The following is a 23,692-nucleotide window of genomic DNA, read 5'->3' on the forward strand; positions in this document are numbered from 1 at the left end:
ACGTATCACGGAAGAAATTCTGACATACTTGGCGAGCAGGCATAGAGGTGATCCCATTGAATTGGTTGCACAAATCAGTAGATCACAAAACTCTATGCCTGTCTTTTTTTACCCGCTCATTACTGGGGATTCCTCAGCGCAGAAGCGGGTTTAGGCGCGGTAAGTTAACTGTTTATTCTAATATCCAGGAATGAGAGCAAATCCACGTCGTAGGTCGCTCTGGCAGCATCATTAATAGCCGTGAGGAAGAAGCCATAAGGCGCTTCTTTTGCATCATGCACAATGTACACAAAGCTCTGTTTGCCATCATTGGCGTCGCAACTGATTTTCCACCCCTCGTCTGTATCTTCCACGCTGGAGCAGTGCTGTGGCCCATAACTATATGAAAGGTAGGACTCAAGCCTTTCCTGTGCGCCAGAAACAAAAGGCGGAGTCGAGAAAAAACTGAGTTGGATAACCAAAATAGCAGCTACCGAAGCGGTGAGTGCAACGGCCCCCAATATCCATTTACTTTTCATTTCTAAGTCCATAGTGATTTAACGCGTGGACAATTTATCAGATTTATCTCACTTTAAAACTACCAGAATTTTGTTTTTGGGAAAATTTATTGCTATGTAAAACTCATAATACATCATTAATATCATGGGGTTATTTATATAACATGGAGATATTTGGCCAACTTCGACACACGCCGGATGGAATTACATTCCTGTATCAGCACATCGGTAGATATAATGCCCCCATAGCGCCCCTAAGGGTGAAGGTAATATAATCAACCCATTGATTTTACGGTAAAGCTTAATGAAAAAGCTGTTTGTACAGTTTTATCTCCTGCTGTTCGTCTGCTTCCTGGTGATGACCATGCTGGTTGGCCTGGTGTATAAATTCACCGCAGAACGTGCTGGACGGCAGTCACTTGATGACTTAATGAAAAGTTCGCTTTACCTGATGCGTAGCGAGCTGCGCGAAATTCCCCCGCGCGACTGGAATAAAACCATCAACGATCTCGACCTGAACCTCTCGTTTAAGCTCAATATCGAGCCGATGAGCAAGTTTAAACTTGATGATATTGCCGCCCGCCACCTGCGCGAGGGGGAAATTGTGGCGCTGGATGAGGAATACACGTTTATCCAGCGTATCCCACGTAGCCACTATGTGTTGGCGGTTGGCCCTATTCCTTATCTGTTTTATCTGCACCAAATGCGGCTGCTGGATATTGGTCTGATTGCTTTTATTGCCATCTCACTCGCCTTCCCCGTGTTTATCTGGATGCGCCCGCACTGGCAGGATATGCTCAAGCTGGAAAACGCCGCCCAGAGGTTTGGTAAAGGCCATCTTGATGAACATATCCACTTTGATAATGCCTCAAGCTTTGAGCGGTTAGGTATCGCCTTTAACCAAATGGCCGATAACATCAATGCGTTAATAGCCAGCAAGAAGCAGCTAATAGACGGTATTGCGCATGAGCTGAGAACCCCACTCGTTCGCCTGCGCTATCGCCTCGAAATGAGTGATAATCTGAGTGCGGAAGAGTCTCAGGCGCTGAATCGCGACATCGGCCAGCTGGAGGCACTGATTGACGAGCTGCTGACCTACGCACGTCTTGACCGTCCGCAGACCGAACTTCATCTTGCACACGTGAAATTTGCCACCTGGATGGAAACCCATATCGCCGACGTGCAGCTTATTCATCGCCAGCGTCAGATTGCCCTCGATACCGACACCGCTACCGCCATCGACTATGGTGCGTTGGATCTTCGCCTGATGGAGCGAGTCACCGACAACCTGATCAACAACGCCCTGCGCTACAGCCAACAACAGCTGCGCATCAGCCTGTGGCGTGAAGGTGATATTGCAAATCTACAGGTTGAGGATGACGGCCCCGGTATCCCGGAAGACGAACGTGCCCGCGTTTTCGAACCTTTTGTTCGCCTCGACCCTAGCCGCGACCGTGCAACCGGTGGCTGCGGTCTTGGCCTGGCGATAGTGCACTCCATCGCCGTTGCTATGGGCGGACACGTTACCATTGACAGCAGCCCTCTGGGCGGTGCCAGCTTCCGTTTTTCATGGCCGGTCAACACCACGTACCTTTCCTGAAATCGTGCGGCCCGGCATGTTCTACCGGGCCATTTTTCCCCTGCTAAACAAAGGCGGCGCGATTGCTGAAGTTTGTTTCTGTTGCTACAATTTATTCGTATGTTGTAACTAAATAGAGTACCTATGCCACGCTACGATCTTATTGAACGATTAACGTCTACCTGCCGCGAGCTGGAACAGCAGCTGATTGTTTTACGAGAGCAGCTCGGGCAACTGCGGCTTTTGAGCGGGCGGGTCTTTACCCTGCCCACGATTGAAAAAAGCAAAGAGCACGATCCGCTCTCTTCTATCGAAGTGGTGCAGCGCGTGGGCCATGAAGCGCATCAGGCTGCCGTCGCCCACTTTACGCGGCTGTTTATTCAGCAGCAGTCAGAAAAAACCAGCACTAAGGCCGCCATACGTTTACCTGGCGCGCTCTGTTATTCGGTTACCGAATATCAATACCAGCAAACCAGCACGCTTCTGGAACGCATCAATCAACTGAAGCTCACGCTGGAGCACATCATCAGCGTGGAGTCTGAGCTGCCCTCTGCCCAGCGCTTTGAATGGGTGCACCGCCACATTCCCGGCCTGCTTACTCTGAACGCCTACCGCGCCATCACGCAGCCTGAAACGCCGGATACCGTGCGCTTCGGCTGGGCCAATAAGCAAATAGTCAAAAACCTTAGCCGCCAGCAGGTGCTGGACATGCTTGAGAAAAGCCTTAACGCCGGCCGCGCCGTGCCGCCGTGGACGAAGGAACAGTGGGCCGGACGCGTGGAGCAGGAGATCAATGATGTGCAAAGCCTGCCGGAAAGCGCGCGTCTGAAAATCAAACGCCCGGTCAAGGTCCAGCCTGTGGCCCGCGTCTGGTATCAGGCGCAGCAAAAGCAGGTGCAGTATGCCTGCCCTTCTCCGTTGATTGTTTTATGTCGACAGGAAATCGGTGAAACCCCGCCTGAGTTAGGGGAACTGCTGAATTATGATGTGGATAATATTCGCCATCGCTACAAGCCGGAAGCGCAGCCGCTGAGACTGATTATCCCGCGGCTGCATCTTTACTGTGAAAGGTAAAACTTACGACTTCATGCTGCCAACCATATCTTCAGGGCGTACCCAGGCGTCGAACTCTTCTTCGGTCAGGTAACCGAGCTTCAGCGCCGATGCCTTGAGGGTCAGTCCCTCTTTATGGGCTTTTTTGGCAATTTCCGCCGCTTTATCGTAGCCGATATGGGTGTTGAGCGCGGTTACCAGCATCAGCGACTCGTTAAGCAGCTGGCTGATGCGGTCCCGGTTAGGTTCAATGCCCACCGCACAGTGTTCGTTGAAGCTTTCCATCCCGTCGGCCAGCAGGCGAACGGACTGCAGGAAGTTATGGATAACCATCGGGCGATAAACGTTCAATTCGAAGTTACCGGACGCGCCGCCAATATTCACCGCGACGTCGTTACCCAGCACCTGGCAGCACAGCATCGTCATCGCTTCGCACTGGGTCGGGTTCACTTTCCCCGGCATAATTGAACTGCCCGGCTCGTTTTCCGGGATAGACAGCTCGCCAATGCCACAGCGCGGGCCGGAAGCCAGCCAGCGAACATCGTTAGCAATCTTCATCAGCGAAGAGGCCAGCCCTTTTAGCGCACCGTGAGCATGCACCAGCGCATCACAGGTGGCCAGGGCTTCAAACTTGTTTGGTGCCGTGACGAACGGCTGTTTCGTGAAGTCAGCAAGCGCCTTTGCCACACGAACGGCATATTCAGGGTGCGTGTTCAGCCCGGTACCGACCGCCGTGCCGCCCAGCGCCAGCTCCGCCAGATGCGGCAGGCTGTGGTCGATATGCTTCAGGTTATGCTCAAGCATCGCTACCCAGCCGGAGATTTCCTGGCCAAGCGTTAACGGCGTGGCGTCCTGCAGGTGGGTACGGCCAATTTTGACGATATCTTTAAAGGCATCCGCCTTTTTCGCCAGCGTTTGCCTGAGCACGTTTAACTGCGGCAGCAGATGCTCGCGTACCGCGATAATCGCCGCCACGTGCATGGCGGTCGGGAAAACATCGTTCGAACTCTGACTTTTGTTAACGTCGTCGTTCGGGTGCACCAGTCGCTCCATGCCGCGCACGCCACCCAGAATTTCGCTGGCCCGGTTCGCCAGCACCTCATTCATGTTCATGTTGCTTTGGGTGCCGGAGCCTGTCTGCCAGATAGCGAGCGGGAATTCACCGGGATGCTTTCCCGCCAGCACTTCATCGGCGGCGGCGATAATAGCCGTGCCGCGATCTGCGGGCAGCAGGCCGAGGTCTACGTTGACCTTCGCCGCCGCGCGCTTGGTGAGCGCCAGCGCCCGAATCAGCTCGCTCGGCATTTTCTCGGTAGAGATGCGGAAGTGCTCAAGTGAACGCTGAGTCTGCGCACCCCACAGTTTATCTGCCGGTACGTCGATCGGGCCCATTGAGTCTTTTTCACTGCGACTGGATGTCATGCCTTTCTCCTTTGCGATAAAAAAAGCCGCCGTTTATTGAGCGGCGGCTTGAGTATTACTTAACGCATCGAGAGCACTGTGAGACCTGAATTTTCTGGAAGAAATCGTTGCCTTTGTCATCCACCAGGATGAACGCCGGGAAATCTTCCACTTCAATTTTCCAGATGGCTTCCATACCCAGTTCCGGGTACTCCACACACTCCAGGCTCTTGATGCTGTTTTGCGCCAGCACCGCCGCCGGCCCCCCAATACTGCCCAGGTAGAAACCACCGTGTTTGTGACAGGCGTCCGTTACCTGCTGGCTGCGGTTGCCCTTTGCCAGCATGATCATGCTGCCGCCGTTGGCCTGCAGCTGATCCACGTAGGAGTCCATACGGCCCGCGGTTGTCGGCCCTAATGAGCCGGATGCGTAGCCGTCCGGCGTTTTGGCCGGACCTGCGTAATAAATTGGGTGATCTTTCACGTACTGCGGCAGATCTTCGCCGTTATCGAGACGTTCTTTCAGTTTAGCGTGAGCGATGTCACGCGCCACAATAATGGTGCCGGTTAACGACAGACGGGTAGACACCGGGAAGTCGGACAGCTGGGCGAGGATCTCTTTCATCGGGCGATTCAGGTTAACCTTCACGGCTTCCCCCTCACCCGCCTGGCGCAGTTCTTCCGGAATGTATTTGCCCGGGTTGTGCTCCAGCTTCTCAAGCCAGATGCCGTCTTTGTTGATTTTTGCCTTGATATTACGGTCTGCAGAGCATGACACGCCCATGCCAACCGGGCAGGACGCGCCGTGGCGCGGCAGGCGAACAACGCGGATATCGTGGGCGAAGTATTTGCCGCCGAACTGCGCCCCCAGACCAAGGTTCTGGGCTTCTTTCAACAGCTCTTCTTCAAGCTGCACGTCGCGGAACGCCTGGCCATATTCGTTACCTTCGGTCGGCAGGCCGTCGTAGTACTTGGTTGACGCCAGCTTCACGGTTTTCAGGGTGGCTTCGGCAGACGTACCGCCGATAACAAACGCCACGTGGTACGGCGGGCAGGCCGCGGTGCCCAGGGTACGCATTTTCTCAACCAGGTAGTCTTTCAGCTTCGCCGGCGTTATCAGCGCTTTGGTTTCCTGGTAGAGATAGGTTTTGTTGGCCGAGCCGCCGCCTTTGGCGATGCACAGGAACTTATATTCATCCCCGTCCACGCTGTAGAGGTCAATCTGCGCGGGCAGGTTGGTGCCGGTGTTCACCTCTTTGTACATATCCAGCGCGGCGTTCTGGGAATAGCGCAGGTTATCCTCAATAAAGGTGTTATAGACGCCGCGAGACAGCGCTTCTTCGTCCCCGCCGCCGGTCCAGACACGCTGGCCTTTTTTACCCATGATGATGGCAGTGCCGGTGTCCTGGCAGGTTGGCAGAATGCCTTTCGCAGCAATATCGGAGTTACGCAGGAACTGCAGCGCAACGTATTTGTCGTTCTCGCTGGCTTCCGGGTCGCTCAGAATGTCCGCCACCTGCTGCTGGTGCGCCGGGCGCAGCATAAACGAAGCGTCGTGGAAGGCATGCTGGGCCAGCAGCGTCAGGGCCTGAGGATCAACCTTGAGGATTTGCTGGCCGTCAAACTCGGCGACGGAAACATAGTCGGAGCTCAGGAGGTAATATTCGGTCGGGTCTTTCTGGAGCGGGAAAGGCTCCTGGTAATGGAAGGGTTTATTCGACATATTTCTCTCACTTGCGACAACAGTAACGTTAATTTTTATATTTCAGCGCAGGATCTTACGCTGCGTTCCAAAAACAAGTCATAACATGCTACACAATTTTTTAACAGAAACTGAGACTAATACGACTTTTTGTTGCCCTGGTTACTTCCCGGCGGATAATTGGTTTAATAACTGAAACTTCGACTCAATGATGACAGGGACCTGAGATGCAAAAATTGATCAATGCGGTACAAAATTATGCCTGGGGAAGTGAAACGGCGTTAACGGAACTGTACGGCATCGCCAACCCGCAGCATAAGCCCATGGCTGAACTGTGGATGGGCGCTCACCCAAAGAGTAGCTCAAAAGTGCTCGATGCTAACGGGCAACAGCACGCATTGCGTGATGTGATTGACGCAGACCAGCCTGCGCTGCTGGGGAAAGCGGTTGCCGAGCGTTTTGGCGAGCTGCCTTTCCTGTTCAAAGTGCTTTGCGCCGCCCAGCCGCTCTCGATTCAGGTTCACCCTAATAAAAAAGCGTCTGAAATCGGCTTTGCTAAAGAAAACGCGGCCGGTATTCCGTTAGATGCCGCGGAGCGCAACTACAAAGATCCCAACCACAAGCCCGAGCTGGTGTTTGCCCTTACGCCTTTCCTGGCGATGAATGCCTTCCGCGAGTTCTCTGACATTGTGTCGTTGCTGCAGCCGGTTTCCGGCGCGCACCCGCTGATTGCTCATTTCCTGCAGAAGCCTGGGGCAGAAAGCCTGGCGCAGCTGTTTGCCGGTTTGCTTAACATGCAGGGCGAGGAAAAATCCCTGGCGCTTGGCGTGCTGAAAGCGGCCCTGAATAACCAGCAGGGCGAGCCGTGGGAAACCATTCGCGTGATTTCCGAGTTCTACCCGGACGACAGCGGCCTCTTCTCCCCGCTGCTGCTCAACGTCGTCAAACTGCAGCCAGGCGAAGCCATGTTCCTGTTCGCTGAAACGCCACATGCTTATCTTAATGGCGTGGCGCTGGAGGTCATGGCCAACTCTGACAATGTCCTGCGTGCCGGGTTAACGCCGAAGTACATCGATATCCCGGAACTGGTCGCCAACGTTAAGTTTGAGCCGAAACCAGCCAACCAACTGCTGACACAGCCGCAGAAAAACGGCAGCGAGCTGGACTTCCCTATTCCTGTTGATGACTTTGCCTTCTCGCTGCATGACCTGAGCACGCAGGAAGCCACGCTCGCTCAGCAAAGCGCGGCCATTGTGTTCTGCGTAGAAGGTGAAGCCGTGCTAACCAAAGGCGAACAGCGTCTGGCGCTTAAGCCGGGCGAGTCAGCGTTCATTAGCGCCGCAGAATCGCCAATTGCCGTTAGCGGCGTAGGGCGAGTGGCTCGCGTCTTTAACAAACTTTAACTTACTGATCTTTTTAGCGCGTATTGCTAAGCTAGTAAGCACGTTTACGAAAACGCCTGTTATCAGGCGTTTTTGATGGGTGGCAAACGGCCCAAAACGCGGTTTTGAACCGTTTGGGGTAAATCAGAAGACAAAATTCTTTCCTTTTAATCGTACCGAATGCGTACTTTTACTCATGGAATCTTTTGTTTATGACCTGGAACGCCTGTTATCAGGCGTTTTTCATTCGCCCGGTGGGGGACGGCTACCGGCTACTTAACATGGAAATGATACGATGAAAAAATCTCTGGTTGCGGTTGGGGTAATTGTGGCGCTGGGCGTGGTGTGGACCGGCGGTGCCTGGTTCACGGGTAAGCAGTTCGAAGGTCGTATGGCCGAAATGATTGATAACGCCAATGCGGAGATCAAAAACTCGGCGCCGGAATCAGGATTGGTACTCAGCTATCAGGACTATAAACGCGGGGTTTTCCACAGCACAGTCCAGCTGGTTATTAAGCAGGCTGCCGGCACTAAAAACGCCATTCTTACGCCGGAGCAAAGCGTTTTATTTAACGAAACCATCGATCATGGTCCTTTCCCGTTCGCTCAGCTGAAGAAATTCAATCCGATCCCGAGCATGGCATCGATCCATACTGAACTTGTAAATAACGACACGACCAAACATCTCTTTACGCTGACCAAAGATAAGCAACCTGTCAGCGTGGAAACCCGCGTAGGATACAGCGGAGCGACCTCCTCTGACATCGAGTTGGCGGCCATTGATGCCACCGAAGGTGAAAACAAAATCAGTTTCAGCGGCGGTAAGTTGACGGCCGACGTCGACGGTTCAGGCAATGAAATCGCTATTTCCGGCACCGCAGACAGTGGACTGCTCAATACCGTTAACGAATACGGCCAGCGCGTACAGCTGTCATTCAACGGGATTAAAACCGACGGCGATAGCAAACGCAGCCTGTTTGACCAGCGCGTTGGTTCGCAAAAAGCGACCATCGATAAGCTCTCAATGGTCGTCGACGGTAAAGAGATAGCCGTGGTAGAAGGCTTCAATCTGAATGCAAAAACCGACGTGCAGGACGATAAAAAGCACTTTACCGGGCAGTTCGACTACAGCCTGGATACGCTGAAAGTTCAGAGCCAGAACATGGGCAGCGGCAAGCTGACCCTTAAGCTTGGCAATATTGATGCCGCCGCGCTGCGTGAGTTTACGCAAAAATATAACGCGGGCGTACAGCAGCTGATGGCCGATACGGCATTGCAGCAAAACCCTGAGCTCTACCAGCAGAAATCTATTGAATTGATCGGTGCTAACCTACCTCTGCTGCTGAAGGGTAACCCGACTATCACCGTCGCACCCTTAAGCTGGAAAAATGATAAGGGCGAGTCAAACTTTAACCTGTCGCTGTTCCTCAAAGACCCTCAGGGCATAACCGGCGCAGCCAGGACGCCGGAAGAGCAGTTGGATCGCTACGTGAAATCTCTCGACGCGAAGCTGGTTATCCCGATGCCGATGGCAACCGAGATGATGACCCAGGTTGCCCAACTGGAAGGTTACAACCAGGATGAAGCGGGGAAACTCGCCGGCCAGCAGATCAAAGGCCTTGCCGCCATGGGCCAGATGTTCCGCGTCACCAAAGTCGACGGCGACAACATCACCACCAGCCTGCAGTACGGTAATGGAAAAGCGGCCCTGAACGGTGAGCAGATGTCGTTGGGCGAACTATTCAGCATGTTCGCTCTGCCTACAGGCATGGGTGGCCCGGCGCTGCAGGATAACGACAGTGATGCCATCCCTCAGCCGCAGGACGACGCGCCTGGGGATGATGCTTCTCCGGACGCCGAACCGGCTCCTCAGCAGTAACTCTTACAAAAACCCCGCCAGCAGGCGGGGTTTTTAGTTTCTGGCGGCCAATGGCAAATCTGTCTTTTAGTCACAAATACGCTCTATGAAAGGTCGGCTAAGATTCCGTTCACTTCAGGCCTGTTTCATATGTTGCCACCGCTCCGGTGAACGTCTCGGGAGAATCACCGTCATTCCCCCGAGCCCCCGGACTCCCGGCCAAATAAATCGACCGCTAAAGCGGCAGACCTCCGTTTTATCTCCCAGTCCTGGCTCGGCTGAGATGCGTTCCCGACGCTCTCAGCCGCCGGCCGTTCCCGACGCCCGGACCCTGGCCAGTCGGAGAGAAAACGGAGGCGATTTAAGCCGGAACCGAGCCTCGCTTCTTATTTTTACCCTCACCCTCTCCCTGGAAGGGAGAGGGTGAGGGGAAGATTTGTCCCCGGCTCTCATCGCCCCCGGTTATGACCCAACTCAGGCGGAGTTGAGCTGCCGGGAGCAGCGAAAGAGAGCGATCGTCGGGAACGAATCGCGAACGACCCCGAATGTTTGGGTGATGGCCGGTGGGTTTACCGCTTTAGCGGCGATGAGCTTGCCGGGCGCCGGGGGGCGTCAGGGGGCATGGCGTAATGCCACCTGACACGTTCACCGTACTGGGAACGTGTAGGGGAAACTGAGTGGCCGGTGAACGGAATAACTGCGGAGCGAAAGATATATCCTGAAAAAGTTAGTTTTTAATAGTTATCAGACGCGCGGGCATAATTTGATTGCTGAAAACAATGTCGCTTTCCTGTGCTCGCTGGAGAATACGCTGTGCCGCGCTGCGACCGATCTCCCTTGCGGGGGTTGTCACCCAGGTCATCGGCACATCGTCCAGCTCTTCTTCGGTAACTTCTGCAAAGGCGGCCAGCGCAATATGCCTGTCGTAATAGCTGTCGACGCTGCCGCCGCCCATCTGCCAGCCCGCTCGGGTCAGGCCGAACCACGCGCCCATCGCCACGGTGCTGTTGTGGCAGACCACCGCGCTGATAGTCGGGAAATTATGCAATAGCTCGGTAATCACATCTGCCGCCTGCTTTTGGCTCGGTTCGCATTCAAGGATCCAGTCGCTGTGGAACGGCAGCCCGTGCTGCATCAGCGTGGCGCAGAAGCCCCCCAGCCGTTCGGCTCGCGTCAGGGATGAACTTCGCCCGCCCAGCCACGCGATACGCTGGTGCCCGCGCTTAATCAGGTGCTCGGTCACCATCTGTGCCGCCTGCATATTATCCGGCCGGATAATATCCACTTCATCCAGATAACTGGCGCGGGAGGCAAAAACCAGCGGCAGTTTATTCTGCGCCGCCATTTCCCGCAGATCGGCCCCCTGTCCTGCCGCCCCGGCGATAATAATCCCGTCCACACCCTGCGACACTAAGGTGTCGAAGCAGCGCTGCATATGCTGCCCTTTGCTTCCGCTTTGTGTCAGAAACAGCAGCTGCCCCTGCTGCTCCAGCGCTTCCGTCAGTCCGGCAGTGAGTTCTGCGTAAAAAGGATTGCAAAGGTCGCGCACGATAAGACCAATAACACCGCTCTGTCCACCGCGCAGCGACACGGCCTGGCGGTTACGCACAAAACCTAACTTTTCGATAGCCTCATTGACCCGCTGGCCGGTGGCGGTAGAGATCCTTCCCTTGCCGCTGAGCACCAGCGATACCGTGGTCACCGATACGCCTGCGGCCTCGGCAACCTCGTTGATAGTGATTCTTTTGGTCAGCGTCGACATCGTTAAGTCAGATCCTCCGTGAATCGATAAATATAAAGATAAAACGTTTTACTTATGCTGGCATATTCAACTTCATTATGCGCGGTAATTCTGAGATCGTCCTCACGATAAAATTGGGTAAAACGTTTTATCATCACCGGACTTTAGTTACTCAACATCTCATTTCAACCGGGTTAAGGAGTCGTGATGGCGGCTAATACACCACAAAAAAAATCGCTTTGGGAGTTTTTCCAGAACCTCGGCAAAACCTTTATGTTGCCGGTGGCGCTGCTCTCTTTCTGCGGCATTATGCTTGGCATCGGCAGTTCGTTAAGCAGCCATGACGTCATCACCGAGATCCCGGCGCTGGGCAACCCGGTATTACAGCTTATCTTCACCTGGATGAGCAAAATGGGCTCATTCGCCTTCAGCTTCCTGCCGGTGATGTTCTGTATTGCCATCCCGCTTGGTCTGGCGCGTGAAAACAAAGGCGTTGCCGCTTTCGCGGGCTTCGTCGGTTATATGGTGATGAACCTGGCGGTTAACTTCTGGCTGACCGCCAAAGGTATTCTGCCCTCTACCGACGCCGCCATTCTGAAAGCCAATAACATTCAGAGCGTGCTTGGCGTTCAGTCGATTGATACCGGTATTCTCGGCGCGGTGATTGCCGGGATCATCGTTTACCTGCTGCACGAGCGTTTTCATAACATCCGCCTGCCGGATGCGCTGGCGTTCTTCGGCGGTACCCGCTTTGTGCCCATCATCACCACGGTGGTAATGGGCCTTGTTGGCCTGGTTATTCCACTGATTTGGCCGGTATTTGCCGCCGGGATCAACGCTCTGGGCTATATGATCCATAGCGCTGGCGTATTCGGGCCGATGATTTTCGGTACCGGGGAGCGTTTACTGCTGCCGTTTGGCCTGCAGCACATTCTGGTGGCCCTGATTCGCTTCACCGAAGCGGGCGGAACCATGGACGTTTGTGGTCATACCGTAAGCGGCGCGCTGACTATCTTCCAGGCGCAGTTAAGCTGCCCAACGACCCACGGCTTCTCGGAAAGCGCCACCCAGTTCCTGTCACAGGGTAAAATGCCGGCGTTCCTCGGCGGCCTGCCTGGCGCTGCGTTGGCGATGTACCACTGCGCCCGTCCAGAAAACCGTCATAAAATTAAAGGGCTGCTGATCTCCGGCGTGATTGCCTGCGTCGTGGGCGGTACCACAGAGCCGATCGAGTTCCTGTTCCTGTTTGTCGCGCCGGTACTGTACCTTATTCACGCCGTGCTGACGGGTATCGGCTTCACTATGATGTCGGTGCTGGGCGTCACTATCGGCAACACCGACGGCAACATTATCGACTTCTTCGTCTTCGGCGTGCTGCATGGCCTGTCCACCAAGTGGTACATGGTGCCGGTTGTGGCAGCAGTCTGGTTTGCTGGCTACTATGCTATCTTCCGCTTCGCCATCACCCGCTTCAATATCAAAACCCCTGGTCGTGATATTGAAACCACCACCGCAGAAAAACCCGTTGGCGGCCACACGGGCAAATCCGGCTATAACGTGCCGGCTATTCTGGCGGCGCTGGGCGGCAGCGACAACATTTCGACGCTGGATAACTGCATCACCCGTCTGCGCCTGTCGGTCAAAGATATGTCTCTGGTGGATACCGCAGCCCTGAAGGCCAACCGCGCCATCGGCGTCGTCAAGCTTAACGAGCACAACCTGCAGGTGGTCATCGGGCCACAGGTTCAGTCGGTCAAAGATGAGATGGTCGGCCTGATGCGCACCGTCGAGGCTTAATTCACAAACGGGCGCTGCGGCGCCCTTTTTGCCGTGAGGTTTTATGTTTGATTTTTCTGTTCCGGTAGACCGCCACGGGACCTGGTGCACCCAGTGGGATTACGTGGCCGATCGCTTCGGCGCCGCCGACCTGCTACCCTTTACTATCTCCGATATGGACTTCCCCACCGCGCCCTGCATCCTTGAAGCCCTGCAAAAACGCTTGGCTCACGGCGTGCTCGGCTACAGCCGCTGGAAGAACGACGATTTTCTCTCCGCTATCGCCCACTGGTATCAGCAACGCTTCGGCAGCACCATCGATCCGGAAAGCGTAGTCTACGGCCCTTCGGTGATTTATATGGTTTCGCAGCTGATTCGCCAGTGGTCACAGCCGGGCGACGGTGTGCTTATTCACACCCCGGCCTACGATGCGTTCTACAAGGCGATTGAAGGCAACAAGCGTCAGGTATTGAGCGCTTCGCTACAAAAAACGGCGGACGGCTGGCGGTGTGATATGGCGGAGCTGGAAACGTTGCTCGCCCGCCCGGAATGTAAAATCATGCTGCTGTGCAGCCCGCACAACCCAACCGGCAAGGTCTGGACTCACGCAGAACTGGAGCTGATGGCTGAACTCTGCGAACGCCACGGCGTGCGCGTTATCAGCGACGAAATCCATATGGATATGGTGTGGGGCGAAAATCAGCATATTCCATGGTGCGACATTGGCCGCGGCGGCTGGGCGCTGTTCACTTCGGGCTCAAAAAGCTTCAACATCCCGGCGCTTACCGGCGCCTACGGGCTGATAAATGATGCAGAAGATCGCCAGCAGTATCTGAGCGTGCTTAAAGGACAGGATGGCCTCTCTTCTCCGGCCGTACTGGCAATCGTCGCCCATATTGCCGCCTACCGCGAAGGCGAATCCTGGCTTGATGCGCTGCGAGACTATCTGCAGGATAATTTGCAGTTCGTGGCCGACAGGTTGAACCAGGCATTCCCGGCGCTTAACTGGCAACTGCCGCAGTCCACCTATCTGGCCTGGGTCGATTTACGCCCGCTGGGGCTGGACGATCGCGCCCTGCAGAAAGCGCTTATTGAGCAGCAAAAAGTCGCCATCATGCCGGGCTACACCTACGGCGTTGAAGGTAACGGCTTTATACGACTGAACGCCGGGTGCCCGCGCGTCAAGCTTGAGGCCGGCGTCGAGCGGCTTATCGCCGGGATCCAGTCCCTGCTATAACCCTTAAGGGGAGCCTGCTCCCCTTCTTCTCCCTGCTCGTTCATCCTTTCGTCATCTTTCCGACACCCAACCGACACACTATCTTCACCCGCTCCCCTTAAGCTCGTGTCCATTAAAAACAGGAGCAAATCATGCACGTTTTTTCCGGTGAAATTCCCTTTGGTCATGCGGTCCATACTTTCCATGTTGCCCCAAATACTCCAGCGATTAGCCTGGCGGGCACCACGCTGCGTACCGGGCATCTTTATTGTTATCTGTACGACAGCCGCCAGCAGCTGCGGGCCTCCGTGATGCTACAAAAGCCTGACAAAGTGCTGACGGTGTGCCCTGACTGGGCGTCAGTAGGCGCGCTGCCAGGGGAACTCCCACCGGGAGAGTGGCAGCTGCATGTCTATAACGTCATCGGTGAAAGTCGCTCGCCGCAGCCAATGAGCTACCGACTGGACATCAGCTTTGACGCGCTGGCTGCCCCGGTTGAGTTTGAGAAGCTGGACGTGCTGCGCACCGATCATCAGGTTATTTTTGACTACCAGCGCACACTGAGCGACCGCCCGGGCTGGTACCGTGGCGACCTGCACGGCCACACCACTTTGTCCGACGGCAACAATACGCTGCTGCAGGCGCTGGACATCATGGCGGAACAGGGACTGGATTTCTTCTTCCTGACCGAACACAATCTTTCGCACGCCTGCCTGCCGCGCCATGACAGCGTGCTGATGCTGCCGAGCATTGAGGTCACCTCCGACAAAGGCCATCTTAATATTCACGGTCCGGCCACCACGCTGAATATGCACAACGCCGACTACAGCAGCCGCGGCCTGATTACTCAGGGTATTGCGCTCAAACGTCCGGAAAGCGTGCTGAGCGTGAACCACGCCATGCTGCACCCCTGGAGCTGGCTGTATGACGAGATTCCGCTGGCAGACATTGACGTGCTGGAAGTACTCAACGATCCGACCTGGAAAAATGCGACTACAGCCAACGAGCAGGTCGTTGAGATATTCAACACGCTGTGGAACGCCGGACACCGGATTTATGCCGTTGGAGGAAGCGACTGCCATATGCAGCCCCACGAACGCTACCCGCAGGCCACGGAGCCCTCAATTTACGGCGACCCGAGCACCTGGGTTTATGCTGAGGCGCTCAGCGGAGAAGCCATTCTTGCGGCCATCAAGAGAGGCCACTGCTACTTTGAACGCCGCTGTGGTTTAAGCTTCAGCCTGAACGATGGCAAACTGCTACCGGGCCAGGCCGCCGACGGTAAAACAGCAATCCTGACCGTGGCCGTCCGCGACGAAGAACAAAGCTACCAGCTCCAGCTGGTGTCAGAGAAAGGCATACTGGCAGAATACCCGCTAAGCATCTTTCCGCAGGATATTCACTGCGACATGGCGCAGCATGCCTGGATTCGCTGGGACATTCGCCGCAGCGACGGCACGCTGGAGGGGATGATCAACCCGATTTATTGTGCGGAGCATCCCCTTTTCACCGCACCGGTGGGCACAACCTGGGGAGATGTCACCGCGCACCTGGCCTTCCCTCGTGGCGCGGAAGAGGTGTAGTTTTCCTCCGTCAGCGACGAGAAAAACGGCACGTTGTTGCTGTCCCCATCGCCGTTTGTAAAATTTTGAAATTATTTAATGTGAATATTTAGGCAATCTTTTTTGCATAAAAAGAGCAAAAGCGACGAAAATACTCACTCATCATAGTCATAGAAATAAGACCCGGTGACGCCTCTGCCTCCCGGGTCTTTTTGTTGTTCAGAGAGATACCAGTATGAGTTTATCTTCCGGCCATGCCTCGCAGCAGGCGATCCCTCCCGGCTCCGGTGCATTATTCTTCATCCAGATGTTCGCCACGCTCGGCTTCGCGGTTTTGTATTCCACCCTCGTCCTGTACGTGACTAAACGCCTCGGGTTCAGCGATGGCCAGGCCGATGCCATGATGGGCATCTTCGGCGCGTTCAACTACGGCCTGCACCTGTTTGGCGGCTGCCTTGGCGGGCGTTATCTGAGCAACCGCAACCTGTTTGTTCTCGGCATGCTGCTACAGGTGGTTGGCTGTTACCTGATCGCGGATGCGGGCCTGACCGGCCTGTGGTGGGGGCTGGCAATGTTCCTGAGCGGCAGCGGGCTGAACGTCACCTGCCTGAACATGATGCTGACTCAGCGTTTTGCGCCGGATGACGATCGCCGCGAGGCCGCCTTCCTGTGGAACTACGCGGGGATGAACCTGGGTTTCTTTATCGGCTTTACCGTGGCGGGCTACTACCAGCTGACCGAAAGCTACCGGGCACTTTTCCTGTTCGCTACCCTCGGCAACGTTGCCGCCGTGGTAATAACCCTGCTCCGCTGGCCGGTTCTGGCCGACATCAGCACCCCGCTACAGCACGTTAAGGGGAGAGGTTTTTACCTGCGCATGGCGTTCGGTCTGCTGATCCTCGTCCTGCTGGTACCGGTGCTGCGCCTGCTGCTGGGACATCCCGAATTCAGCAGCAGCTTCGTGCTGGTGCTGGGCGCGCTGGTGTTCCTGATGCTGTGCGTAATGACGGCCCGTCACTCCCGTAAACAAGAGCGCCGCCGCATGGTGGCCTATCTGTTACTGGCGGCGGGTTCGCTGGTCTTCTGGTCGCTATACCAGCTCGCGCCGATGGGCCTGACGCTGTTTGCCGAACATAACGTGACCCTGAGCGCCTTCGGTTGGCAGGTTTCCCCGCAGTGGCTGCAAAACATCAACACCATCGTGATTGTGATCGGCGGCCCGCTGATGGCATGGCTGTTTAAACGCCTGCGCGATCGCGGCGTGCGCATCGATGTCCCGGCGCAATTCGCCTCCTCCTTGTTCTGTATGGGGGTTGGCATGCTGGTGCTGCCGTTGGGCATCTCCATGGCTGGAGCGGACGGTATGGTTGCCCTGAAATGGATTGTTATCAGCTACATTCTGCAAAGCATCGGCGAGCTGCTGATTTCCCCGGTTGGCTACTCGATGATCGGTAAGCTGGCACCGGCCAACCTCCAGGGGCTGATGATGGGCTGCTGGATGATGGTGACGGGGGTCGCTTCCGTCCTGGCAGGCTATGTATCTGGCCGTATGCCACAAAACAGTGGCACCACCCCGGCATTGACCGATCCGGGTTACAGCGCGGTCTTCAATCAGCTGGGCTGGGGCTCGTTGGTAACAGGTGCTATTCTGCTGCTGCTGATCCCGCTGCTGCGCCGCCTGATTGATGAGAAACGCGCCGCGCAGGCTTAAGTATTCGGGCGCGGGAAAACCCGCACCCTGCATCGTCCAAATAAGCTTCCATTCCACATTACATAGAAATTGATATACATTATAGATATCATCACGGAAGCCAATTAATGACCAGGATACTCTTTCGTAAAGCACAGCTTGCCGATGTTCCCGCCATCATCACCCTGTTAGCCGACGACGTACTGGGCCGTCTGAGAGAAGACCCCGGCCCCCCCATTGATCGGCGTTATGTTGATGCTTTTCATGCCATTGACTCCGACCCGAATCAGCTGCTGGCCGTGGCCGTTTGTGGAAGTGAGGTCATCGGGACGTTACAGCTAACTTTTATTCAGGGCCTGGCGCGTAAAGGCGCATGGCGCGGCCAGATTGAAGCGGTGCGTATTGCGCGTTCGCAGAGAGGAACGGGGTTTGGCAAACAAATGTTTGCGTGGGCTATCGAGCAATGCAAAGAACGGAGCTGCCACCTCGTGCAGTTGACGACCGATAAAACACGAACCGATGCGCACCGCTTTTATGACCAGTTAGGTTTTGAAGCAACCCACATCGGTTACAAGCTAACGCTGAAGTAATTTTTCATCCGCTGAGTCGCGACAGGGACGTTTGCGCAACAAAGTTATCGCAGCCGTAGCATTTGCCCCCGGTTTCTTTTTATAATACGCCGCACTTTAATCAAAAAAAGAGTGCGACCATGATTGATACCACCCTGCCGTTAACCGATTTGCACCGCCACCTTGATGGCAATATTCGTGCGCAAACCATCCTCGATCTCGGCCGCCAGTTTAATTTATCTTTGCCTGCAAACACCCTCGACACGCTGCGTCCACACGTTCAGGTGGTTGAAACCGCACCCGATCTGGTGAGCTTCCTGCAGAAGCTTGACTGGGGCGTGAAAGTGCTGGGTGACCTCGATGCCTGCCGCCGCGTAGCCTGGGAAAACATTGAAGATGCCGCCCGCAACGGCCTGCACTATGTCGAACTGCGCTTCTCTCCGGGCTATATGGCGATGAGCCATAACCTGCCGGTGGCGGGCGTAGTCGAAGCAGTTATCGAAGGCGTGCGCCAGGGTTGCCGTGATTTCGGCGTTGAAGCGCGCCTGATTGGCATCATGAGCCGTACCTTCGGTGAAGCCGCCTGTGAAGCCGAGCTGAACGCCCTACTCGCCCACCGCGACAGCATCACCGCGCTGGACTTAGCCGGCGACGAACTCGGCTTCCCGGGAAGTCTGTTCCTGAATCACTTTAATCGCGCGCGTGATGCGGGCTGGCGCATTACCGTCCACGCGGGCGAAGCCGCCGGGCCAGAAAGCATCTGGCAGGCAATTCGTGAGTTGGGAGCGGAACGCATTGGACACGGCGTGAAAGCGGTAGAAGATCCGGCGCTGATGGACTTCCTGGCCGAGCATAAAATCGGCATCGAATCCTGCCTGACGTCAAACATCCAGACCAGCACCGTTGCCGCGCTGGACAAGCACCCGCTGATGACCTTCCTCGATCATGGCGTACTGGCCACCATAAATACCGATGATCCAGCGGTACAGGGCATCGATATTATTCACGAGTACACCGTTGCCGCGCCTCAGGCCGGTCTCAGCGCGGCGCATATTCGTACCGCGCAAGAGAATGGCCTGAAGATAGCCTTCCTGAGCGAAGCCGAAAAACAGGCGCTTATCGCTAAAGTTAAGGCCGCGTAACAAACACCGGCAGTTAGCGTCAGGACGCTGATTCCAGCTGCCGTTTTTCTTCCGCCGTTTTGCGGGCATAGCGCTGAGCCAGTACCGCACAGACCATCAGCTGGATCTGGTGGAAAATCATCAGCGGCAGCACCATCATCCCCACCGCGCTTGCCGGAAAGAGCACGTTGGCCATCGGCACGCCGTTTGCCAGGCTTTTCTTCGACCCACAAAAAACGATCGTTATCTCATCGGCGGTATTAAAGCCGAGCAGCCTCGCGGCCAGAGTATTCACCACCAGCACAATGGTCAGCAGAACCAGCGAACACACCAGCACCATCAGCAGCGAGAAACCGTTCACCTGATGCCAAATTCCCTCGACTACCGCTTCGCTGAACGCCACGTAAACCACGAGCAGAATGGACGAGCGATCGGTCAGGCCAATCAGCTTTTTATGGCGATCAACCCATTTGCCGATCAGCGGTCGGGAGAGATGGCCGATAACAAACGGCACCATCAGCTGCATAATGATTTTGCCAATCGCGTGCAGCGTATCGGTAGAGCCTTCCTGCGTCTGCATGAGGGCCCCCACCAGGACTGGAGAGAGGAAGATCCCCAGGATGCTGGACGCCGACGCGCTACAGACCGCAGCAGCCACATTACCGCCAGCAACGGAGGTAAAAGCAATAGCCGACTGCACTGTTGCTGGCAGCGCACAAAGATACAGGAAGCCCATATAAAGCGGCTGGCTAAGGATAGCCGGAGAGAGAAAGCCCATCGCCAGCCCCAGCAGCGGGAACAGCGCAAAGGTACTGAGGAACACCACTAAATGGAGTTTCCAGTGCCCCATTCCCGCCATGATGGCATCGCGGGAAAGCTTTGCCCCATGCATAAAGAAGAGAAGCGCTATCGCAAAAGTCGTCAGATACTCAAATCCGGTCTTCACGATCCCTTCGCAAGGGAACAGCGATGCGACGACCACGACACCAATCATGATCAGTAAAAAGTTATCAATTTTTAGTTTTTGAAGCCAACCCATCCTATCCCTCTACCTGCCCAAAAATGTTCGGGCTTTACTTTGCAACAATTTTGCCGTGCTGGCGAGTTAACAATTTTGTAAAACATCTAAAAATGAGCGGCACCGCACTTTCTATTTATTCCAAAGCGAAGCGTAAGCAATTTAGCGTAACTAAAACTAAAATATGAATACAGCTAAGCTTAATTAAAAAGTATTTAAAGAAGACTTTCTCGCGTAAATCAAGTTGTTTTAATAAAATATATTTTTACCTAATGGTAAACTTCAACGCCATGATTATAAAAAACATAATCATATATCCGCGCATTGGTGCAGTATAAAAAGACGACAGGACTCTCATTTGAAAATTTAAATTCATATTAAATAGCTCGTGATGTGGCGGCTATTAAAATAAGCCATACACTTATTAATACGCCGTCCGGCGTGCTAATAGTGGAGTATTGCTATGCGCTCAAATAACATTGGCCGCCTCAGCGCTATTGCGATGGCGGTACTTCTTGCATTCTCCCTATCCGCCTGTAGCGGCGGAGGAGGAAGTTCACACAATACGGCGAAAACGGCCGGATCTGCCGGCACTACCGGAACTGATACCGCAAATAACGGCGGTGGCGGCTCTGGCACGGGTAGTGACGGTGGTGGAACGGGCACCGGTGGTGGAACGGGCACCGGTGGTGGAACGGGCACCGGTGGTGGAACGGGCACCGGTGGCGGAACGGGCACCGGTGGTGGAACGGGCACCGGTGGCGGAACGGGCACCGGTGGCGGAACGGGCACCGGTGGCGGCACTACCGTTGCTAACAGCGCCGGGAATAATGTCATCAAAGACGCGGGTGGAGCCGTGGGCGGCGTAGGCAGCACGCTCGGCGGCGTCGCCTCTCAGCTACCGGTCAATAATCCGGTGACCTCAACGGTTGCGGTTGCCGTTGGTGGCACGGGCAGTGCCATTTCCACCGTCGGGAATGGTGTTGCGAATGGGCTTGGCAATGCCAATAACCCTAACGGGTTGGGCACAACCCTGACTGGTTCAACCAATGCGGTCTCAGGACTCGGTACGACTGTATCAGCAATCGGGACTCACCTTGCTGGCTCAACGGCTAATACGCCAGCCGGCGGGTTAACCGGTGCAGCAGGCGATCTTGTTAATACGGCGGGGCAAGTTGTAACCGGCGCAGGCAATGCACTTACTCAAACGGTGCAAAGCCCTGGCGTCTCCAACCTGACGACCGGCGCAACGGGCGTAGTTAACACCACGCTCGCAGACACCCAGAAAGCCACCCAGGCCGTTGGCGGAGCAAGTGGTCTGGGTACGCCGGTAAGTAATCTTCTGACTTCCGCCGGCGGAACGGTCAGCGGGCTTGGCACCAATATTAGCGGCAGTAACCCTTCCCTCGGCGGTCTTGGTCAGGTGGTTCAAAATACCGGACAGGCCGTCACGGATAGCGGCGCGCTGGTGAAACCGGTGCAAACCAGCGGCAGTACCGGCAGCTCAGGCTCCGTTTCCGCAGGCGCCTCCGGCTCAGTCGGCGTAGGAAGCAATGGCCTGGTCACCAATCTTGGCACGACCGTTAGCGGCCTGACCTCTTCGTTAACAACGAATGTCAGCGCCAGCGCCACCAGCACTGGGACACAAAGTTCAGGCCAGCAAACCGGGCTTAGCGGCGCGGTCAACGGTCTTCTGAAAACGAAATAGTGCTCGTCATGGCACACGTGCTCCCGTGGTATCGGCGGGAGCACTTTTTTCACAGCAACGTCTTCGCTGCGCAGTTAAGGGAGCTCACTATGGACAACCGTCTGGGTATACTGCTGCTGTACGGAGCAACTCTGAGTATCAGCTACGCTGATATGTCCCCCACGCTTATCGACCCTAATAATCCCGCTAAGGCCGCTCGCTCGCTTGCCCTCCCGGTTGCTCAACAAAAGCAGCCCGAGGTGAAAACCGCCCTGCCGGTGCCACAACTCACCCCGCAGACGCCGATTACGGTGAAACATCTGCAGTTTATCGGCGGGACGCGTTACAAACTCGACTCGCTGGTTCAGCCGTTTATGCCGCTGGTGGGCAAAACCGTACCGCTGGCACAGCTGGTAGCCTTAACCAATGGCATTACCCAACGTTATCAGCATGACGGGCTGCCACTCTCGTATGCCTATTTACCGAGCGACAATTTCCATGATGGCACGGTTCGCATCGTGCTGGTTGAAGGATATATCGCCCACAGCAATATTAACAGCGACAACGCCAGCACCAGCGAGCGCTTAAGTCGCCTGTCGGCGTTAATGATGAATGAAAAGCCGCTCAGCCAGGCCACGTTCGATCGCTATAGCCTGCTGATGCAGCGTACACCGGCCACCAAAGTTGAGGCTAACGCCGCATTGCCCAATAATATTTACGGTGCGGCCGACATGAAAGTTGACGCCACTCAGCCTCATATCTGGGATCTCTCCTCAACGATAGATACGCGCAAAGGCTCAAACCTGGCGCTGGTTAACGGCACCCTGAGTAACCTTACCAGCCATGGCGATCAGCTGGGTCTGGCGACCTTAGTCCCGTTGGATAACGGCACTAAAAAAACCTATTTTGGCGCCAACTATCAGCAATACCTCACCGACAATGGCCTGCTGATGCAGCTGAAAGGCAGCTTTTATCGTGAAGATCCGCGCGACTATACGCCGCTGCGCTACCTGCCGCAGAACATTGCCATTGAGGCAAAAGAGAAAACAACGCAGTACACCGGCGGCATCGCGTTTAGCTACCCGCTGCTGCTTGAACGGAAGAAACAGTTCTCGGTAAGCGGCGGGCTGGATTATGTTGATAAACGTGACGATTATGCGCTGCGTGCCAGCGGCTTCGGCAACACCATTGATTTGCCTTCCGTTAGCCAGCGGGCGCGCTATCCAGCAGCGGAGTTCTCTGCATGGGGCTACCGGGAATATGAGAAAGCCAACTGGAGCGCACGCCTGACATTACGTAAAGGCATTGATGCGTTTGGAGCAAGCGTAACGCCGGGCTCGAACACCAACCTCAACTTCACGCGCTGGAAGGCCAATGGTGATGCGGCCTGGATGCTGGCCGAACGCTGGAAGTTAAGCACGTCGCTGGAGGGGGACTGGTCGAGCAATAATCTGCCGGAAGCTGAACGCGTGAGTTTTGGTGCCCAGCGCTACGGACGAGGCTACCCGGACGGTGAAGCAAGCGGCGACTACGGCTACGGGGGGCAGGTTGAGCTGCGCTATCTCCACAATCTGGATAAAAGCGTCTGGATCAACACGGTACAGCCCTATGTTGTTGCCGATACCGCCCAGACCTGGTTCAACCAGCAAGGCTTCCGTCACCAGCGCCTGGCATCAATCGCAACCGGGGTGATGGTGGGCGACAGTCGCCACTATTCTGTTTCCGTTGAGGCCGCAAGACCGCTGGCCGATTTGCCCAGCGACAGCAGTCGACGCGACGTCCGTTTTAGCCTGACGTTCACCTATAACTTTAATAATCTGCACTAAAAAAAGAAACCCTC

Annotated in this window: 18 protein-coding genes; 13 read left to right on the plus strand and 5 right to left on the minus strand. The window is 55.4% G+C overall.

The genetic code is table 11. The annotated features are described in order from the left end of the window. Window positions 1-164: 164 nt before the first annotated feature. Window positions 165-518 (minus strand): hypothetical protein, encoded by a 354-nt coding sequence (locus tag VGM55_RS25620; protein ID WP_154185983.1) that lies wholly within the window; start codon window positions 516-518, stop codon window positions 165-167. 283 nt (window positions 519-801) lie between these two features. Between VGM55_RS25620 and rstB the strand changes: the two genes are divergently transcribed. Both rstB and tus read left to right on the plus strand, forming a co-directional pair. Beyond that, window positions 802-2,097 carry a two-component system sensor histidine kinase RstB gene (gene rstB / locus VGM55_RS25625; RefSeq protein WP_154185985.1) on the plus strand — a complete coding sequence of 432 codons (1,296 nt, stop codon included), beginning with the start codon at window positions 802-804 and terminating at the stop codon, window positions 2,095-2,097. Window positions 2,098-2,220: 123 nt separating this feature from the next. Continuing rightward, the gene (gene tus / locus VGM55_RS25630; protein WP_331637135.1) at window positions 2,221-3,150 is read left to right on the plus strand and encodes a DNA replication terminus site-binding protein; all 930 of its coding nucleotides are present in this window, start codon (window positions 2,221-2,223) and stop codon (window positions 3,148-3,150) included. Window positions 3,151-3,153: 3 nt separating this feature from the next. On the opposite strand, the gene fumC is transcribed toward tus, so the two are convergent. Then, window positions 3,154-4,551 (minus strand): class II fumarate hydratase, encoded by a 1,398-nt coding sequence (gene fumC, locus VGM55_RS25635; RefSeq protein ID WP_154185989.1) that lies wholly within the window; start codon window positions 4,549-4,551, stop codon window positions 3,154-3,156. A gap of 55 nt (window positions 4,552-4,606) precedes the next feature. Continuing rightward, a complete protein-coding gene (fumA, locus tag VGM55_RS25640) occupies window positions 4,607-6,253 on the minus strand; it encodes a class I fumarate hydratase FumA (RefSeq protein ID WP_154185991.1) in 1,647 nt (548 codons plus the stop codon). A gap of 206 nt (window positions 6,254-6,459) precedes the next feature. On the opposite strand from fumA, the gene manA reads away from it, so the two are divergent. The 3 genes from manA (at window position 6,460) to VGM55_RS25655 (ending at window position 10,112) form a co-directional block, all read left to right on the plus strand. Beyond that, window positions 6,460-7,635: a mannose-6-phosphate isomerase gene (gene manA, locus VGM55_RS25645; protein WP_154185993.1), complete on the plus strand. Its 1,176-nt coding sequence runs from the start codon at window positions 6,460-6,462 to the stop codon at window positions 7,633-7,635. 274 nt (window positions 7,636-7,909) lie between these two features. After that, window positions 7,910-9,493: a YdgA family protein gene (locus tag VGM55_RS25650; RefSeq protein WP_331637136.1), complete on the plus strand. Its 1,584-nt coding sequence runs from the start codon at window positions 7,910-7,912 to the stop codon at window positions 9,491-9,493. 415 nt (window positions 9,494-9,908) lie between these two features. Further along, window positions 9,909-10,112 (plus strand): hypothetical protein, encoded by a 204-nt coding sequence (locus VGM55_RS25655; protein WP_154185997.1) that lies wholly within the window; start codon window positions 9,909-9,911, stop codon window positions 10,110-10,112. 87 nt (window positions 10,113-10,199) lie between these two features. Here the strand turns inward: VGM55_RS25655 and VGM55_RS25660 are convergent, their stop codons facing one another. After that, window positions 10,200-11,234 carry a Mal regulon transcriptional regulator MalI gene (locus VGM55_RS25660; RefSeq protein WP_154185999.1) on the minus strand — a complete coding sequence of 345 codons (1,035 nt, stop codon included), beginning with the start codon at window positions 11,232-11,234 and terminating at the stop codon, window positions 10,200-10,202. 186 nt (window positions 11,235-11,420) lie between these two features. Here VGM55_RS25660 and malX point away from each other — a divergent pair, with 186 nt between their 5' ends. The 6 genes from malX (at window position 11,421) to add (ending at window position 19,168) form a co-directional block, all read left to right on the plus strand. Then, the gene (gene malX, locus VGM55_RS25665) at window positions 11,421-13,010 is read left to right on the plus strand and encodes a maltose/glucose-specific PTS transporter subunit IIBC (RefSeq protein WP_331637137.1); all 1,590 of its coding nucleotides are present in this window, start codon (window positions 11,421-11,423) and stop codon (window positions 13,008-13,010) included. Window positions 13,011-13,053: 43 nt separating this feature from the next. Further along, a complete protein-coding gene (locus VGM55_RS25670; protein ID WP_331637138.1) occupies window positions 13,054-14,226 on the plus strand; it encodes a MalY/PatB family protein in 1,173 nt (390 codons plus the stop codon). A 131-nt stretch (window positions 14,227-14,357) separates the two neighbouring features. Next, the gene (locus tag VGM55_RS25675) at window positions 14,358-15,788 is read left to right on the plus strand and encodes a CehA/McbA family metallohydrolase (RefSeq protein ID WP_331637139.1); all 1,431 of its coding nucleotides are present in this window, start codon (window positions 14,358-14,360) and stop codon (window positions 15,786-15,788) included. Window positions 15,789-16,002: 214 nt separating this feature from the next. Further along, on the plus strand, window positions 16,003-17,478 hold the full coding sequence (locus VGM55_RS25680; RefSeq protein ID WP_331637140.1) for an oligopeptide:H+ symporter: 1,476 nt from the start codon (window positions 16,003-16,005) through the stop codon (window positions 17,476-17,478). Window positions 17,479-17,585: 107 nt separating this feature from the next. After that, a complete protein-coding gene (locus VGM55_RS25685) occupies window positions 17,586-18,047 on the plus strand; it encodes a GNAT family N-acetyltransferase (protein WP_154186009.1) in 462 nt (153 codons plus the stop codon). A gap of 119 nt (window positions 18,048-18,166) precedes the next feature. Continuing rightward, window positions 18,167-19,168 carry an adenosine deaminase gene (gene add, locus VGM55_RS25690; RefSeq protein ID WP_331637141.1) on the plus strand — a complete coding sequence of 334 codons (1,002 nt, stop codon included), beginning with the start codon at window positions 18,167-18,169 and terminating at the stop codon, window positions 19,166-19,168. Between the two features lie 19 nt (window positions 19,169-19,187). Here add and VGM55_RS25695 read toward each other — a convergent pair whose 3' ends face one another. Then, a complete protein-coding gene (locus VGM55_RS25695; protein ID WP_331637142.1) occupies window positions 19,188-20,186 on the minus strand; it encodes a bile acid:sodium symporter family protein in 999 nt (332 codons plus the stop codon). A 442-nt stretch (window positions 20,187-20,628) separates the two neighbouring features. On the opposite strand from VGM55_RS25695, the gene VGM55_RS25700 reads away from it, so the two are divergent. Together VGM55_RS25700 and VGM55_RS25705 are read left to right on the plus strand one after the other, a co-directional pair. Continuing rightward, complete coding sequence (locus tag VGM55_RS25700) at window positions 20,629-21,873, plus strand: collagen-like triple helix repeat-containing protein (protein ID WP_331637143.1); 1,245 nt, start codon at window positions 20,629-20,631, stop codon at window positions 21,871-21,873. 89 nt (window positions 21,874-21,962) lie between these two features. Further along, window positions 21,963-23,678 (plus strand): ShlB/FhaC/HecB family hemolysin secretion/activation protein, encoded by a 1,716-nt coding sequence (locus tag VGM55_RS25705; protein ID WP_331637144.1) that lies wholly within the window; start codon window positions 21,963-21,965, stop codon window positions 23,676-23,678. Window positions 23,679-23,692 lie beyond the last annotated feature (14 nt).

Origin of the sequence: Cedecea sp. (assembly GCF_036500665.1) — a bacterium.
Taxonomy (GTDB): Bacteria; Pseudomonadota; Gammaproteobacteria; order Enterobacterales; family Enterobacteriaceae; genus Cedecea.